The sequence below is a fragment of the Roseovarius sp. A46 genome (assembly GCF_004126395.1).
GTDB lineage: Bacteria > Pseudomonadota > Alphaproteobacteria > Rhodobacterales > Rhodobacteraceae > Roseovarius > Roseovarius nitratireducens.
This window is the reverse complement of sequence record NZ_PVWS01000010.1, coordinates 15,480-32,274: the sequence shown is the minus strand read 5'-3', so window position 1 is coordinate 32,274 and position 16,795 is coordinate 15,480. Positions and strand designations below refer to the sequence as shown.

General features: G+C 63.4%; 15 protein-coding genes. 11 read left to right on the top strand and 4 right to left on the bottom strand.

All coding sequences use genetic code 11. The annotated features are described in order from the left end of the window. The first annotated feature begins 56 nt into the window (after window positions 1-56). The gene (locus tag C6W92_RS07260) at window positions 57-911 is read left to right on the top strand and encodes a GNAT family N-acetyltransferase (protein ID WP_129432340.1); all 855 of its coding nucleotides are present in this window, start codon (window positions 57-59) and stop codon (window positions 909-911) included. A gap of 12 nt (window positions 912-923) precedes the next feature. Here the strand turns inward: C6W92_RS07260 and C6W92_RS07255 are convergent, their stop codons facing one another. Both C6W92_RS07255 and C6W92_RS07250 read right to left on the bottom strand, forming a co-directional pair. Next, a complete protein-coding gene (locus C6W92_RS07255; RefSeq protein ID WP_129432339.1) occupies window positions 924-2,213 on the bottom strand; it encodes an FAD-binding oxidoreductase in 1,290 nt (429 codons plus the stop codon). A 17-nt stretch (window positions 2,214-2,230) separates the two neighbouring features. Continuing rightward, window positions 2,231-3,076: a haloacid dehalogenase type II gene (locus C6W92_RS07250; RefSeq protein WP_241691094.1), complete on the bottom strand. Its 846-nt coding sequence runs from the start codon at window positions 3,074-3,076 to the stop codon at window positions 2,231-2,233. 37 nt (window positions 3,077-3,113) lie between these two features. Between C6W92_RS07250 and argE the strand changes: the two genes are divergently transcribed. The 9 genes from argE to C6W92_RS07205 all read left to right on the top strand — a co-directional run bounded on the left by argE (window position 3,114) and on the right by C6W92_RS07205 (window position 13,670). Continuing rightward, on the top strand, window positions 3,114-4,238 hold the full coding sequence (argE, locus tag C6W92_RS07245; protein ID WP_129432337.1) for an acetylornithine deacetylase: 1,125 nt from the start codon (window positions 3,114-3,116) through the stop codon (window positions 4,236-4,238). 125 nt (window positions 4,239-4,363) lie between these two features. Continuing rightward, window positions 4,364-5,203 carry a GNAT family N-acetyltransferase gene (locus tag C6W92_RS07240; RefSeq protein ID WP_129432336.1) on the top strand — a complete coding sequence of 280 codons (840 nt, stop codon included), beginning with the start codon at window positions 4,364-4,366 and terminating at the stop codon, window positions 5,201-5,203. A gap of 17 nt (window positions 5,204-5,220) precedes the next feature. Then, window positions 5,221-6,597, top strand: a complete 1,377-nt coding sequence (locus C6W92_RS07235) for an aspartate aminotransferase family protein (protein ID WP_129432335.1) — start codon at window positions 5,221-5,223, stop codon at window positions 6,595-6,597. Beyond that, the gene (locus C6W92_RS07230; RefSeq protein ID WP_129432334.1) at window positions 6,594-7,505 is read left to right on the top strand and encodes a glyoxylate/hydroxypyruvate reductase A; all 912 of its coding nucleotides are present in this window, start codon (window positions 6,594-6,596) and stop codon (window positions 7,503-7,505) included. The genes C6W92_RS07235 and C6W92_RS07230 overlap by 4 nt, the downstream gene beginning before the upstream one ends. Window positions 7,506-7,690: 185 nt before the next feature. Beyond that, window positions 7,691-8,407 (top strand): HAD-IA family hydrolase, encoded by a 717-nt coding sequence (locus C6W92_RS07225; RefSeq protein WP_129432333.1) that lies wholly within the window; start codon window positions 7,691-7,693, stop codon window positions 8,405-8,407. Window positions 8,408-8,494: 87 nt separating this feature from the next. Beyond that, window positions 8,495-10,108: an ABC transporter substrate-binding protein gene (locus C6W92_RS07220; protein ID WP_129432332.1), complete on the top strand. Its 1,614-nt coding sequence runs from the start codon at window positions 8,495-8,497 to the stop codon at window positions 10,106-10,108. A 72-nt stretch (window positions 10,109-10,180) separates the two neighbouring features. Continuing rightward, entirely contained in the window at window positions 10,181-11,140 is a 960-nt protein-coding gene (locus C6W92_RS07215; protein WP_129432331.1) for an ABC transporter permease, read from the top strand. Further along, on the top strand, window positions 11,140-12,006 hold the full coding sequence (locus tag C6W92_RS07210) for an ABC transporter permease (protein WP_129432330.1): 867 nt from the start codon (window positions 11,140-11,142) through the stop codon (window positions 12,004-12,006). The genes C6W92_RS07215 and C6W92_RS07210 overlap by 1 nt, the downstream gene beginning before the upstream one ends. Beyond that, window positions 12,006-13,670 (top strand): ABC transporter ATP-binding protein, encoded by a 1,665-nt coding sequence (locus C6W92_RS07205; RefSeq protein ID WP_129432399.1) that lies wholly within the window; start codon window positions 12,006-12,008, stop codon window positions 13,668-13,670. The genes C6W92_RS07210 and C6W92_RS07205 overlap by 1 nt, the downstream gene beginning before the upstream one ends. Before the next feature lie 19 nt (window positions 13,671-13,689). Here the strand turns inward: C6W92_RS07205 and C6W92_RS07200 are convergent, their stop codons facing one another. After that, the gene (locus tag C6W92_RS07200) at window positions 13,690-14,184 is read right to left on the bottom strand and encodes an Lrp/AsnC family transcriptional regulator (protein ID WP_129432329.1); all 495 of its coding nucleotides are present in this window, start codon (window positions 14,182-14,184) and stop codon (window positions 13,690-13,692) included. Between the two features lie 158 nt (window positions 14,185-14,342). Here C6W92_RS07200 and C6W92_RS07195 point away from each other — a divergent pair, with 158 nt between their 5' ends. Further along, entirely contained in the window at window positions 14,343-15,668 is a 1,326-nt protein-coding gene (locus tag C6W92_RS07195) for an FAD-binding oxidoreductase (protein ID WP_129432328.1), read from the top strand. Window positions 15,669-15,670: 2 nt separating this feature from the next. On the opposite strand, the gene C6W92_RS07190 is transcribed toward C6W92_RS07195, so the two are convergent. Next, the gene (locus C6W92_RS07190) at window positions 15,671-16,777 is read right to left on the bottom strand and encodes an FAD-binding oxidoreductase (protein ID WP_129432327.1); all 1,107 of its coding nucleotides are present in this window, start codon (window positions 16,775-16,777) and stop codon (window positions 15,671-15,673) included. Window positions 16,778-16,795 lie beyond the last annotated feature (18 nt).

Below are 16,795 nucleotides of genomic sequence, written 5' to 3'. Positions count from 1 at the left end.
CGACGGAAGACGAAAACGCGCAGGAGGCGGACAATACCCTGCGCGACAGCTTTCGCGTGGACAAGTTCATCGCCACGGCGCACCGGATCAGCCCTGCCGACCGCACGCTTTTGCACGAATTGACGGTTGGAGTGTTCTGGGCGCACCGTCGTCGCGATCTCGACATGCTCATCTCGCTTGGCGAAGGCTATCTGGCGATTGATGAAATCGGGCGCGCGATGGGGTCGGCCATGTGCTTTCGGGCGGGAAGCGACTTTGCCATGCTGGGCATGATGGTTACTGCGCCCCGCCTACAGACGATGGGCACCGGGCGCTGGTTGTTGCGCAGGGTGATGAACGACTGTCCCGACATCGATCTGCGGCTGAGCGCGACGCGCCAGGGGTACCGGCTCTACAAGGAAGCGGGCTTTGTTCCGCTCGGCACGATCTGGCAGCATCAGGGCGTGACCCGGCCGATCCACCGGCCCGCGCCTGTGCCGGGCCTTGATTTGCGTCCCATGGAACCCGCTGATGCGACGCAAATTCGCGCACTGGACACGCACGCTTATGGAGCGGCGCGTGATGACACGATGGCGGCGCTGCTGCATCTGTCCGACGGGATGGTGGTCGAATCCGGGGACGAGATACGCGGCTTCGCGCTGCGCCGACGCTTCGGGCGGGGATGGGTGATCGGGCCGCTCGTCGCCGAAACCGAGAGCATGGCCATGATGCTTGCGGCGCCGCTCATTCAGCGCAGTCAGGGTGATTTCGTCCGCCTTGATACGCCAGCCGAATGCGAAGAGTTCGGTGCATTTCTGTCAGCGGCCGGAATGGGTGTCCACGACACGGTCACCGAGATGTACCTGGGCAACCAGCGCCGCTCGCTAAGCGGCCCGAGGATGTTTGGGCTTGCCGCCCATTCACTGGGCTGACCGGCAGTAGCATCACGATATCCGATCCTTCATCGAGAACCACAGCCCCACCAATGGCAGGAACCACGGACGCCCGGAATATCCCGGTACCGTGGGCCAGTCGAGACCGGCCAAGGGGTTGGCATCCGGGTGCCCCATGGCCATGTCCGCCAGCGACGCACCTACCAGGGTCGACATTTGCGCGCCATGCCCGGAGTAGCCCATGCCGTAGATCATGCCGTCCAATTCGCCGGCGCGGGGAAATCTGTCCTTGGTCATCCCGACAAGGCCACCCCAGCAATAGTCGATCTCGACATTTGTAAGGTGCGGAAATATCCGCGCCATCCCGGCGCGCAGAATCTCGCCCGATTTCGCGTCCGAGCGTTGGTCGGAACTGGCTGAAAACCGTGCGCGACCACCAAAGATGAGGCGGTTGTCGGGCGACAGGCGGAAATAATTGCCAATATTCATCGAGGTCACGCAAGTGCGATTGCCGGGCAAGGTCGCTGCGACCTCTGCGTCGGTCAGCGGGCGCGTCGCCACGATGAACGAGCCGACCGATATGATACGCCTGCAAAAGGGCTTGAGCGGCGCCCCCTTGACCGCACCGGCATAGGCGCCTGTCGCGGCGATGATCCGCTCTGCGTGCAGATGGCCGCGTGGGGTGTCGAGCCTCCACAGGCCATCCTGTTTGCGCCGCCCCGTCACCGGTGCGTTCTCCCAGATCAGCGCCCCGTGCTTTGCCGTCGCCCGCGCCAGCCCCGACACATAGCGCCCCATATGCATCATTGCCGATTTCGGTTGCAGGCAGGCACCGTGGAATGCGCGCGATCCTATCTCGGCGCGCAGCGCGTCAGGTTCCAGCCAACGCGCCTCGGGATCCACTTCACGCGCGATCAACGCGCAATTGGCGCGCAGCGATGCGACGTGGCTTGGCTTCGACGCCAGTTTGAGCTTGCCCGAACGGCGAAAGTCGCAAGCAATTCGCTCCTCGGCGATGGTATCCTCAATCATGTCGATCGAGCGGTCATAGGCCTGATAGAGCGCGTGGGCGCGCTCTGCCCCCAAATGCGCCTTGGCCGCGGCATAACTGTGCGCCATGCCGTTGTTGAGGTGCCCACCATTACGGCCCGACCCGCCAGCCCCGACATGCTCTGCCTCGAGCAGCGCCACCGATACCCCCGCGCGCGCCAACCGCCGCGCCGCGCTCAGCCCGGTGAAGCCGCCGCCGATCACCGCCACGTCAAAGCGGCCCTCGACCGGGCCTTGATGTCCGGCGTCGAAGGCGGGGGCGGTATCGTGCCAGTAGGATTCGTATTTCATGATCGTCTCTGCCTGACCTATAGCCCGACCAGAGCGGGCAGCCCGGAGATATCCGGGATCTCGGTATAACCGTAATACGGATTGGCCGGTTCATGGCCACGATTTACCCATGCCTTGTGGGTGATGCCGAGATCGTGCGCCGTCATCAGATCGTAGCGAAAGCTCGACGATACGTGCAACACGTCCTCCGGCCCGCACCCGAGCTGATCGAACATATACTCGAATGCGCGCATCTGCGGCTTGTACGCCTGTGCATCCTCTGCGGTGAAGACATGGGCAATGGGTGCGCCAAGATTGGCGATGTTGTGTGGGATCTGGCTGTTCATCGCATTTGTCAGCGCCACCAACGGGATTTTGTCCGCGATCCTGGCGAGGCCTGCCGGGACGTCCGCATGCGGCCCCCATGTCGGCACACGATGGTAGATCGCCGTCGCGATATCCGCATCGAACGCCACGCCGTTGCGCTTGCAGGTCCGTTCCAGCGAATTGTGCACCACCTCGGCATAGGGCTTCCATGCCCCGAGAATCTCATCGAGCCGGTAGGCCGCGAAATCCCGGATGAACACCTCCATCGCCTCGGGTGATAGCGTCTCACCGTAGTGATCGCGCGCCGCACCGGCCATGTCGTAAAAGATCATGGTGCCGTGGCAGTCAAAAGTGATGAACTTGGGGCGGAAGGTCATGATGGTCTCCAAAGCGTCTGCGATGCCCTCATCCTTGCTGTTCGGCGGCGGAATGGATTGCCGCGTTTGACGGGCTTGCCGCAGGATATCGCGTTGTACGGGCAGGATCCGGCAAAAGGTGCCGTTGGAACCGCACGAAGCAATGCCCCTTCTGTCTCGCTTCGGTGCAGGATCAAACATGCCTGCGCGCCATCTGACAAAAGGACACATAGCCACCATGGCCTTTGCCCGCACACCCCATGAGATGCTCGCCCGGCTTGTCAGCTTCGACACGGTTGTCGGGCGTCCGAACCTGTCGTTGATCGAGGCGGTCGCGGATTGGCTCGACGGGCACGGCATTTCCTGCCGCATCCTCGTCGGGCCGGAAGGCGACCGTGCCAACCTCTTTGCCACGATCGGGGATGCGACGCGCCCCGGCTATATCCTGTCGGGTCATGTCGATGTCGTCCCGGCCGAGGAACCCGGGTGGCACGCCGACCCGTTCACCCTGCGCCAGACCGGCGATCGGCTGATCGGGCGTGGGGCGTGTGACATGAAGGGCTTTGTTGCCGCTGTCCTTGCCGTCGCACCGGATCTGGCGGCGATGGCGCCGGCCACCTCCATTCATATCGCGCTCTCATATGACGAGGAGGCCGGCTGCAAAGGTGTGCCACACCTGATCGCCAAGCTGCCAGAGTTGTGCGCGGCGCCGCTTGGCTGCATCGTCGGAGAGCCCACGGGGCTGGTGCCGGTGCTCGCGCACAAGGGCAAGGCGGCGCTGCGTTTGCGCGTGACGGGCGTGGCAGGCCATAGCTCGCGTCCTGATCTGGGGAAAAACGCGATCCACGCGCTGCTGCCTGCGCTGGTCGCGGCCGAAGCACAGGCGCGCGAGTTGCAGACACGCGGACCAAGAGATGACCGGTTCGCGCCGCCATGGTCCAGCGTGCAAGTCGGCACGGTCACAGGCGGGCAGGCGCTCAATATCATTCCGGACCGGGCCGAGGCAGAGTTCGAGGCCCGGGCCATCGCTGGGACCGATCCCGGGTCGCTGCTCGCCCCGGTCCTGGCCGCAGCCGACAAGAGCGGTGTCGATACCGAGTGGCTTTCGAGCTATCCGCCCCTTGCTCTCGATGCCGCGCATCCGCTGGCCGCCCTCATGTCTGCGGTTTCCGGTCATGACGCGACCGCCGCCGTGAGTTTCGGGACGGAGGCGGGGCTTTATCAGCAGGCGGGTATTCCGGCAATCATCTGCGGCCCTGGCGACATCGCCCGCGCACACCGACCCGAGGAATACCTGACTCTGCCGGAGCTTCGGGCCTGCCATGACATGCTGCTTGCCCTCGGGCGGGCCTGTGCCGGGTAGAGGCGGCATTTCCTGCGGCGAAGGCGGCGCGACGCAAAAGAAATCTGCCGCACCGATCACGCTTCAGGCGCAACATGCCGATCCACGCGCCCTACCGTGAGAGGGACAACAAGGCGAGTGAGTTCATGACAGACGCTTCCACGCAGCCCACGCTCGGGTCGGGGCTGGAAATCAGCCCGTTTGCGCCCGACCATATGGCCGAGGCGCTACACCTCTCGCAACAGGTGGGCTGGCCGCACAAGCAAGAGGACTGGGCACTGGCCCTCGCGGTCTCTAAGGGGGTCGTGGCGCTCGACGGCACACGCGTTGTCGGGACGGCGTGTTGCACACGTTTCGGCGCGGTCGCGCTCATCAACATGATCATCGTGGATGAGGCGATGCGCGGGCGCGGCCTTGGCCGGACGCTGATGGCGGCGGCTATGGAGCTTGCGCGGGGGTCCGAAATGCGGCTCGTCGCCACGCTCGAAGGGTTGCCGCTGTATGAAAAGCTGGGCTTTCGCGCCACGCACCGGATTTTCCAGCATCAGGGCACCGCGCAGACAGCGACACCCGAACTGCCGGTGCGGGATGGTACCGCGCAGGATGTGGCGCGGCTGGCGGAAATGGACCATGCGGCGTCCGGTCTCGACCGTCGTGCACTGCTCGAAAGGATCGCGGCACAGGGCGAAGTGCTTCTGGCCGAGGGCGGTTTCGCACTTTTGCGAGATTTCGGGCGCGGGCGTGTGATCGGCCCCGTGGTCGCGCGGAACGCGGCAACCGCGCGTTCGCTGATCGCCGAGGGAGTGGAGCGCAACGCAGGCACGTTCCTGCGTATCGACCTGCCCGAGGCAGCGGGGCTGTCGGATTTCGTGGCCACGCTCGGGCTGGCTCATGTCGCCGACGGCACCGCGATGGCCCGCGATCCAGGCCCGGCGCGCACGGGCGACTTCACGAGTTTCGCGCTTGTTTCCCAAGCGCTTGGCTAATTGTATCGGAGACGATCATGCTCACAAACTCCCTCGTCGAACTCGACCGGCGGCACCTTGTCCATCCGGTCTCTTCCTTCCACGGGCATGAGGCGCGCGGCGTGCGCGTGCTCCGCTCTGCGCACGGGGCCAGGGTGACGGACGGCGAAGGGCGCGAGTTGATTGACGGTTTTGCCGGTCTGTGGTGCGTCAATGCGGGGTATGGGCACGAAAGCGTGGTACAGGCCGCCGCGACGCAGATGCGCGACTTGCCCTATGCCACCGGCTATTTCGACCTGGGGGCCGAGGCGCCGATCCGTCTCGCCGCTGAGCTGGCAGAGCGCGCGCCCGGCGATCTGGATCACGTCTATTTCTGCCTTGGTGGGTCGGACGCCGTGGACAGCACGATCCGTTTCATCCGCTACTACTGGCACGCTCGAGGTCAGCCGGAACGCGATCAGTTCATCTCGGTTGCGCAGGGCTACCACGGCTCGACTTCCGCCGGCGCTGGTCTGACGGCGTTGCCGGTGTTTCACGACGGCTTTGGGCTGCCCTATGACTGGCAGCACAAGATCCCGTCGCACTACACCTATCGCAACCCGGTGGGACCGGACGACGCGGCCATTATCTCTGCGTCAGTTGGGGCCTTGCGTGCCAAGGCCGAGGAAATTGGCCCCGAACGGGTTGCCGCCTTCTATGTCGAACCCATTCAGGGGTCTGGCGGGGTTCTCGTGCCGCCCAAGGGCTGGATCAAGGCGATGCGCGATGTCTGCACCGAACTCGGCATCCTGTTTGTCGCCGACGAGGTGATCACGGCATTTGGCCGAACCGGGCCGCTCTTTGCCTGCGAAGACGAAGGCATCGTGCCCGACCTGATGACCGTCGCCAAGGGCCTGACCTCGGGGTATGTTCCCATGGGTGCGGTGCTGATGAGCGAGCATGTCTACCAGACCATCGCCGACGGTGCGGGCCCCAAGGCTGTTGGGCATGGATTTACCTATTCCGCGCACCCTGTTTCAGCCGCTGTGGCGCTCGAAATACTGAAGCTCTACGAGGGTGGGCTGCTGGAGAACGGTCGCATTCAGGGCGTGCGCTTGCAGCAAGGGTTGGCGGGTTTGGCCGACCATCCGCTGGTGGGCGACGTGCGCGGGCGCGGCATGCTGGCGGCGGTCGAACTTGTCACAGACAAGGAAGAAAAGACACCTCTGCCCGCCGCGCTGGACGTGGCGACGCGGCTCTTTGATCGCGCATGGGAGCAGGGGCTCATCCTGCGATCCTTTGCGCAGGGGGTACTGGGCTATGCCCCGCCGTTGTGCTGCACGGACGCCGAGATCGACCGGATCGTCGAGCGCACGCGCAAGGTACTGGACCTGACACTGGAGGACCCTGAAATCCGCGAGGTGCTTCGCTCATGACGCTTTTGCTGCTGGGGCCGCCTGAGCGCGCCCGTGCGTGGCGGCCAATTTTCGACGCCGCCGGAGAGGAACTGGTCGTGGGCGAGGATGCCGTGCAGGATCCGTCCGCCATCACGCATCTGGCCTGTTGGACGCCCCCGGCTGACGTCGGCCGTTATTCCAATCTCAGGGCGGTGATCAGCACCGGCGCAGGCGTGGATCAGATGCCGGCCCTGCCGCCCGACGTCGCGCTGGCCCGTACACTGGCGCCCGGGATCGACGCGATGGTACGCGACTGGGTGCTGATGGCGACGCTGATGCTGCATCGCGACATGCCGCGCTATCTGGAGCAGGGCGCGCATGGTGAGTGGCGCACGCATCCCCCGCGCCCGGCCAGCGCGGGCCGCGTGGGCATCATGGGGCTGGGCCGGATCGGGCGTGCGGCGGCGGCGTCCCTTTTGTCGCTGGGCTTTGACGTCGCGGGATGGAGCCGGTCTGGCCACCCCGTCGACAATATCGAGGTATACGGCCATGCCGATCTTGCCGCGTTTCTCGCCCGGACCGACCTGCTGATCTGTCTGCTGCCTTTGACAAACGAAACGCGCGGGCTGCTCGGGGCCGACGTCTTCTCGTCACTGCCCGAGGGCGCGGCGCTCGTCCATGCCGGGCGCGGCGCGCAGCTTGATATGGAGGCAATGCGCAGCGCGCTTGATGCAGGACGCCTTCGGGCCGCGATGCTGGACGTGACGGAGCCCGAACCATTGCCACAGAGTCATTGGGCATGGACCGATCCAAGGGTCATCATAACACCGCACACCGCGGCAGAAACGGATGCGGTCGAGGGTGCGCGTCATGCGTTGGCCGTGATCCGCGCCACCCATGACGGCTCTGCAATCCCAGGTCTCGTGGACAGGGAGCAAGGGTACTAGGCCGCAATCGGGGCGCGGCATTTCTCGCCGCGCGCCCCCGCAAAACGAAAGAATCTGCCGCAGCGTCAACAGAATTCGACGTCACGGCCTTCGTCCGGCGGGCGATGATCAATCAAACGGGGCGGTGCCCCTTCCCCCGAAGGGGACATGAGAAGAAAAGGTAGCGTCGGATGACAACAGCAACGATGACAAAACCTTTGACCGCGTTCGCCTTCATGAGCTTTGACGTGGTGGGTACGCTGATAGATTTCGAAGCTGCGATCACCGGCGCGATGGCGGCCATCGCCCGGGAGGCTGGTGTCGATCTCGATGGCGAAGAGGCATTGTCGGTTTATCGTGCGGCACGCTATGAGCCTGATGCCGGCCTGTTCCCGGATGATCTGGGTCGTTGCTACAGCCGGATCGCCGCGCGGTTTGGCCTACCCGATACGGCCGAGTTGCGTGGCCGGGTGGTGGACGCGGTGGGAGAAGCGTCCCCATTTCCCGACAGTGCAGAGGCACTGGCCCGGCTTGGCAAGCACTACAGGCTGATCGCCATGACCAATGCCCGTCGCTGGGCCTTTGAGAAATACGAGGCAAAGCTGGGTTTTCCGTTCTGGGCGGGGTTCACCGTGGACGATACCGGCACCGAAAAGCCGGACCCGGCCTTTTTCCACAAGGTGTTTGCCCACGTGGAAGCGACCGGCGGCACGGCTGGCAACATCCTGCACACGGCGCAAAGTCAGCACCACGATATCGGTATCTCGCGACGGCTGGGCATGACGAATGTCTGGATCGAACGCCGCCACGGACAAGCGGGCTATGGCGCCACGATAGAGCCCGAGGCATTCACCGAACCCGACTACCATTTCCGATCGCTCATGGAGTTGGCCGACGCAACAGAACGTGCGGCCGTGACCTGAGCCCGCAACCCCGGCCGAACCCGGCACAAAGAACCGGATGGGGTCTCGACTGAACCACCAACCTCAACAAACACAGGGAACACAGACATGACCAACGATACTCCGAACAACTGGACCGCGCGCGATGACGCGATGGTCGAAGAGGCGATCCGCCGCGGTGCGTCGCGCCGTGATCTTCTGAAAATGCTCATGGGCTCGGGCGTGGCCCTTGGCGCAGGCGGCGGTCTCTTGATGCGGGCCACTCAGGCGGTCGCAGCCACGCCGAAGCGCGGCGGGCACCTGAAGGCCGCGGGCTGGTCGGCATCTACCGCCGACACGCTGGATCCGGCCAAGGCGTCGCTGTCGACCGACTATACGCGCTGCTGCGCGCTCTATAACCGGCTGACCTTTCTGAATGAGGCCGGCGAAGTCGAGATGGAACTGGCCGAGTCGATCGAATCGAGCGATGCCAAGACCTGGAACGTCAAGCTGAGATCCGGTGTCACCTTCCATGACGGCAAGACGCTGAGCTCGGCCGATGTGGTGTTCTCGCTCAAGCGTCATCTCGACCCGGAAGTCGGTTCCAAGGTGAACTCCATCGCCAAGCAGATGGCCGAAATCACCGCGGTCGATGATCTGAACGTCCGGATCGTCCTGACCGAACCCAATGCCGACCTGCCGACCATCCTGTCGCTGCACCACTTCATGATTGTTGCCGACGGCACCACGGATTTCTCCAAGGGCAACGGCACCGGCGCATTCGTGCTCGAAGAGTTCGAGCCGGGCGTTCGCTCTATCGCGGCCCGAAATCCCAATTATTTCAAGACAACGGGTCCCTATCTCGACAGTTTCGAGTTCTTTGCGATCTCCGACAACAATGCCCGGGTCAATGCACTTTTGTCTGACGACATCCACCTCGCGGGTGCGATCAATGCACGTTCTTTGCGGATGATGGAAGGTCAGCAGGGTGTGGACACCTCAATAACCACGACCGGCAACTATACAAATCTCAATATTCGTCTGGACATCGACCCCGGAGCGAAGGCCGGGTTCATCGAGGGCATGAAACACTTGGTCAATCGCGAACTGATCCAGAAATCGATCTTGCGTGGATTGGCCGAGATCGGCAACGACCAGCCGGTCTCTCCCGCCAACCGCTATCACAACACCGAGTTGCAGCCCCGTGAGTATGATCCAGAACGCGCACGCGCGCTGTTTGAGAAGGCAGGCGTTCTGGGACAGACAATCCCGATTGTCGCATCCGATGCCGCCAACGCCTCGATCGACATGGCGACAGTGGTGCAGCAGGCAGGATCTGAAATCGGCATGACATTCGATGTTCAGCGCGTGCCCTCTGACGGGTACTGGTCGAATTACTGGCTGAAAGCGCCGGTCCATTTCGGCAACATCAACCCGCGCCCAACGCCGGACATCCTGTTCTCGCTGCTTTATCATTCCGAGGCGCCCTGGAACGAAAGCCAGTACAAATCCGAGAAGTTCGACAACATGCTGATCGAGGCACGCGGATTGCTGGATGAGACCAAGCGGACCGACATGTACTGGGAGATGCAGGAGATGGTCGCCAATGAGGCGGGCACGATCATCCCTGCCTATATCTCAAACATCGATGGGATCGCCAGCGAGCTTAAAGGGCTACGTCCCAATCCTCTGGGCAACCTGATGGGCTATGCCTTCGCGGAATACGTCTGGCTGGACGAATAATTCCACTGCCAACGGGCGCCCGCGCATGGCAACATGCGCGGGCCATTTCCATTCCTGAAAAGGGGGTGCCCCATGCTCTGGTCAACCACGACATGGCGTCTCGTCGGGCAGCGTCTCGGGATCGCATTCATAACGCTCATAATCGTTTCCTTCGCGGTGTTCTTCGCGACGGAAATGCTGCCCGGCGATGTCGCCCAGATCCTGCTTGGACAGGCAGCGACACCCGAAGCCGTTGCCGGGCTACGCGAGGCGATGGGGCTGAACGAGCCGGCATTTCAGCGCTTTCTTGGTTGGCTGGTGGGGCTCGCCACGGGCGATATGGGGCGCTCTTATGTCAACGACATCGAAGTGGTCGATCTCTTGGGGGGGCGATTGCAGAACTCGCTGCGCCTTGCAGGGATCGTGACCGTCATCTGCGTGCCGGTGGCACTCACCCTTGGCATCATCGCGGCGATGTTTCGCGGCTCTTGGCTGGACCGGGCGGTGTCGGTGGCCACGATTTCGGTGATCTCGGTGCCGGAATTCATGGTGGCCACCCTGTCCGTTCTGGTCTTTGCCGTTTGGCTGGGCTGGCTGCCGGCACTCAGCTACGGTGTCAATGTCGACAGCATCGGCGCGATGCTGCGAGCCTATGCCATGCCTGTCATCACGCTGAGTTTTGTCGTCTCGGCCCAGATGATCCGCATGACCCGAGCAGCCGTGATCGAAACGATCGAAACCCCCTATGTTGAGATGGCCTTGCTCAAAGGGGCCTCGAGGCCGCGTATGGTCCTGGTTCACGCGCTTCCCAACGCGCTTGGTCCCATTGCCAACGCGGTGGCGTTGTCGCTTTCCTATCTCGTCGGCGGGGTGATCATCGTCGAGACGGTGTTCAACTATCCAGGCGTTGCCAAGCTTATGGTGGACGCCGTCGCCACCCGCGACCTGCCGCTGATCCAGTCCTGCGCGATGGTCTTTTGCGTCAGCTACCTGACGCTGATCACACTGGCGGACATGATCGCAATCCTCTCGAACCCAAGGCTGCGCCAGTGATGACGATTCCCACGATCACACCCCGCAAACTCCGTCTGCCGACGCCGCGCAATCTGGGATATTCCTTTGGTTGGACGGGGCGAATCGGCATCGCGATCATCATTTTCTGGGCCATCGTCGCGCTGGTCGGAAACTGGCTCACGCCCTACCCGGTGGGCAAGATCGTCGACTGGGACTATTTCAGCGGTGTAAGTGCCAAACACTGGATGGGTACCGATTACCTGGGCCGGGACATCTTTTCGCGGGTTTTGATGGGCGCACGCTATACGGTGGGAATCGCACTGGCGGCGGTGACGCTAGCCTGCACCCTGGGTGTCATCCTCGGGATGATCGCGGCGGTGATCGGCGGCTGGTTCGACACGCTGCTGTCGCGGCTTCTGGATGCGTTCAACGGTATCCCCTCGTTGCTCTTCGGTCTCGTGGTGGTGGCCGCCGTTGGGTCATCCATTCCGGTTCTGGTGTTGACGCTAGCGGCAATCTACATGCCGGGGGCCTACCGGTTTGCCCGGGCATTGGCGGTGAACATCAACACGATGGATTTCGTGACCGTTGCCCGTGCCCGTGGCGAGGGCACGCCTTACATGATCATGTTCGAGATATTTCCCAACATCCTCGGCCCGGTGCTTGCCGATTTCGGGTTGCGGTTCGTCTTTATTGTTCTGGTGTTGTCGGGCCTGTCGTTTCTTGGTCTGGGCGTTCAGCCTCCTCACGCCGATTGGGGCGCCCTGGTGCGCGAGAACATCGAGGGGCTTAGCCTCGGTGCTCCGGCGGTGATCTTTCCGTGCATCGCCATCGCGTCACTGACCATCTCGGTCAACATGTTCATCGACAACCTACCCACCAAGATCAGAGACAGGGCCGAATGATGACAGACACACCTCTCGTTTCCGTCCGCGACCTGCAGATCGGTGCCGTCACCGACTCGGGCCGCAACGTCGAGATCATTCGTGGCGTGGACTTTGACATCGCGCCCGGAGAAATCCTGGCCCTGATTGGTGAATCCGGGTCGGGCAAGACGACGATCGCGCTCTCGCTCATGGGTCACACCCGCCGTGGCTGTTCCATCGAAGGCGGTACGATCCGCGTCGGGGAGCACGATGTCACGGGAATGACCGAAAGCCAGCGCGCCAAGCTGCGCGGCACCGAGATTTCCTATGTCCCGCAATCGGCGGCGGCCGCGTTCAATCCGAGCAAACGGATCATGGACCAGGTGGTGGAGACAACCCGCATCCATGACCTGATGCCGCGCGCCAAGGCCGAGGAACGCGCCCGCGGTCTCTTTCGCGCGCTTGCGCTGCCCGATCCCGACACCATCGGCGAACGCTACCCGCACCAGGTATCGGGAGGGCAGCTTCAGCGGCTGTCGGCGGCGATGGCCCTGATCGGCGATCCGGAACTGGTGATCTTCGATGAACCGACCACCGCGCTGGATGTGACGACACAGATCGAGGTGCTGCGCGCCTTTCGCCGCGTGATGGAGGAAGGCGGCATGGCCGGCGTCTATGTCAGCCATGACCTAGCCGTTGTCGCCCAGATCGCGGATCGCATCGTGGTGCTCAAGAATGGTGAGATCCAGGAACAAGGCACGACCGAGCAGATTCTGAGCGCGCCAAAACATCCCTATACCAAGGAGCTTCTGGCCGCTTTCGATCCCGTGCCGCATGTCGCCGTGAAGGATGTCGAAGCGGAAGCAGAGACGCCGATACTCGAAGTTCGGGGCCTTTATGCCGGATACGGTCCCATCAAGGATGGCGAACCGCTGGCCAAGGTGATGAGCGACGTGAATTTCAAGCTTTATCGCGGGCGCAACCTGGGTGTGATCGGCGAGTCGGGGTCCGGCAAGTCGACGCTGGCGCGGGCCATTGCCGGCATCTTGCCGGCCTATCGGGGCGAAGTGCTGCTGGATGGGCACACGCTCGCGCCATCCCTGGGTCAACGCAGCAAGCAGGAACTGCGCCGCGCGCAGATCGTCTTTCAGTTGGCGGACACGGCACTGAACCCGGCGCATTCCGTGGGCAGCATAATTGCGCGCCCGCTGCGGTTCTACAAGGGTCTGCGCGGCGACGCCGCTGACAAGCGGGTGATCGAGTTGCTGGATATGGTCCACCTGCCGCCGGCCTTGCGCCACCGGCTCCCGTCCGAGCTGTCGGGCGGACAGAAGCAACGCGTGAACCTTGCCCGCGCCCTGGCTGCGGAGCCCGAACTAATCCTCTGCGATGAGATCACCTCGGCCTTGGATACCGTGGTGGCGGCCGCGATTCTCGAATTGCTCAAGGAACTGCAAGGTGAACTGGGACTTAGCTACATGTTCATCAGCCATGACCTTTCCACCGTCGAGGCGATCTGCGACGACGTACTCGTCATGTACAAGGGTGAGGTGGTCGAGGCCTTGCCGGCTGCACGGATGTCCCAGGACGCGACCCACGCCTATTCCCGGCTGCTGATATCGTCGGTGCCGCAGCTCGATACCGGCTGGCTCGCCGGTCTGGAACAGGATCCCGAGCTGCTGGCCGCGTTTTCGGACCGCTGAGGCGCCGGCCCGCTGGTCGTTACTCGGTCTCCGTGAAGAGCCGGGTCAACGGCAGCTGCCGCTTGATGAACGGGGTCTTCATCACCACGAAGCTGAAATAACGATCTATTCCCGAGTTGCGGTCAATCAGCTCTTCGATGATTTCCTGATAGTCGCTGATCCCGGCGGTGACGAACTTGGCCAGATAGTCGTAGCCGCCGGAAATCAGGTGACATTCTACGCAATTCTCGATCTTTTCCAGCGATTCCTGAAAACGGGCAAAATCTATCTGCCGATGGTTCTTCAGCGTGAATTCGGTGAACACGGTCAGCGTTTCACCCAGCTTGGCCACGTTGATCAGAGCCGAGTATCCGGTGATATAGCCGGATTTCTGCAATTTCTTTACGCGGGTCAGACAAGGCGAGGGCGACAGGTGAACGAGATCGGCCAATTCGACATTGGTGATGCGACCGTTGCGCTGCAACTCGGCCAGTATGCGGATGTCGATTCGGTCAAGCTTCTGCAGGTTGTTCATCGGTCCTGTCCTTGCATGTAACGGCGCGACAAGCGAAGCCGGAGGCGATTGGTACACCCGGTATCACAAATACGAAACGATCTGCCGACCACCGCTGCAGATGCGGCACAAATAGCTGAAATCCTACAGCTAGGCTTCGAAAAACACATGGGAAAATAATGCCTGCTCCACTGCTTGAGATCGAAACCCACTCCGAGCTTCCCGACCAGGCCGATTGCGTGGTCATCGGCGGCGGAATTGTCGGCGTCAGCGCCGCGTACTGGCTTGCCCGCGCGGGGCAGAACGTCGTTCTGCTCGAGAAAGGCCGTATAGGTGCGGAACAATCGAGCCGCAACTGGGGTTGGTGCCGCCAGCAAAATCGTGATGCCCGGGAACTGCCGCTGTCCACCCGTAGCCTCGCGCTCTGGGAGGAGATGAGCGCCGATATAGGTGCTGATCTCGGGTTTCGACGCTGCGGGTTGCTCTACCTGTCCAACGATCCTGACGAAATCGAAGGCTGGGCCAAATGGGGCCGATTTGCCCGCGGTGAAGGTGTCGATACCCGGATGCTGACCCCTGAAGAGGCCACCGAACACGGTGCCGCCACCGGTCAGCGTTGGCAGGGTGGTGTCTGGTCGCCAAGCGATGGCGTCGCCGATCCATCGCGCGCGGCACCGCTGATCGCGCGAGGTATCATGGCGCATGGCGGGACGGTTATGCAGGGTTGCGCGGCGCGCGGGCTGGAAACCGAGGTCGGTGCCGTTTCGGGCGTCATTACCGAGCGCGGCACGATCCGGACGCGCGTGGTGGTCATGGCCGGAGGTGCCTGGGCCAGCAGCTTTCTGCATCGTCACGGCATCGGGTTTCCGCAGGCCGCGGTGCGCAGTTCGATATTGTCCGTGGCACCGGGGGCCGAAGGGCTGCCCCGCGCATTGCACACCGCCGCCGTGTCGGTCACGCGCCGCGGCGACGGCGCGCATACGCTGGCGGTATCGGGACTGGCCAATCTCGACCCCACGCCGGGGGCGCTCGCCGGGGCACGCCATTTCCTGCCGATGTTCGCCAAGCGTTGGCGCGCACTGCGCCCCGGCGGGGCGCAGGCCTGGCGCGCAGGATTCGAAACGCGCGAGATATGGGCTTTCGATCGCGAAACACCGATGGAGCGCAGCCGCATCCTCGATCCCCGCCCCAGCAAGGCGCTGATTGACCTGACGCTCAAGCGTGCGCGTAGCCTGTTGCCCGCACTCAGGAATATTCCGGTCCAGGCGCAGTGGGCGGGATATATCGACAGCACACCGGACGGTGTGCCGGTGATCGACGCCGATATCGGGACGCCCGGTCTCGTGTTGGCGGCGGGCCTCTCGGGGCATGGGTTCGGCATCGGACCAGGTGTTGGGCATCTGGTGGCCGACATGGTCCTCGGACGCGCCCCGATCTGCGAAACCGCCCAGTACCGCCTCGGCCGGTTTGGCAAGGGCCAGTGGGGCAAGGTGGCAGAGTTCTGATCTCATGCCGCGAAACGGGTGATGGAAAAATCCGCCAACGGTGTCGCACACCGATCCGTGGCGATCAATTCGGCCATGGCGTCGCCGACACCGGGGCCCAGTTGGAAACCGTGCCCACAGAACCCGAAAGCGTGAAACAATCCCGGCGTCGTGCCAGAGGCCCCCATCACCGGCAGGTTGTCGGCGACGTAGCCCTCGCAGCCTGACCACTGGCGGATCACCGCGACATCGCCCAGTGCCGGAACCAGCTTCAGCACCGCGGCCACCTGAGTGGGCAGAGAGGACGGATCGGTATGGGCAAAACCGGGATCAGGAGCCACCGGAACGCGCGGGACAGCGCCGCCAAACACCACGTTGCCGCGTTCGACCTGCCGCAGATAGGCCCCATGCGCGCGGCTCCACACCCCGACCACAGGTGCGATGCGATGGGGCACCGGTTCTGTCACGGCCATTTGCGGCCCCCATGTGCCGAGCGGTACCTCTTCGCCGAAGCGTGCTGCCACCTCCCGACCCCAGGCGCCCGCACAATTGAGCAACGCCGCTGCCTTGTGAAGACCCTTGGCCGTTTTCACCTCAAAGCCGGTCTCACTCTGTCGCATGTCCAGAACCGGAGCCTCATCGACGATGCAGGCCCCGGCGCGCGCCGCCGCGTCGGCAAAGGCCGGGGCCACCAACCGCGGATTGGCCGATCCGTCCCTTGGCGAGAAGGACGCGGCAATGGCGTCCGGGCCAAGCCCCGGAAAGCGGCGGCGGAGGTCGTCAGGCCCGAGTTCTTCGAGCGTGAGATTGTTGGCCCGTGCGGCGCGCGCATAGCCGCGCATGTCGTCCAACCCGTCCGCGTCGAAAATCAGCCGCAGGTGCCCGGTCGCGCGAAACTCCACGTCGCGCCCCAATAGCGTCTGCGCCTCGTTCCAGATCGCGAGAGACCGGGCAGCCAGGGGCAATTGCGCCAAATGCCGCCCACTGCGCCGGATGTTGCCAAAGGACGCCACGGTCGCTCCCGCGCCAATCCGGCGACGCTCGATCAGTGTCACCCGGACGCCGCGGCGTGCGAGGAAGAAGGCCGAGGCCGTCCCCATCAGACCGCCACCCAGAACGATCACATCCATGCCGCCATGCCCCTTTTG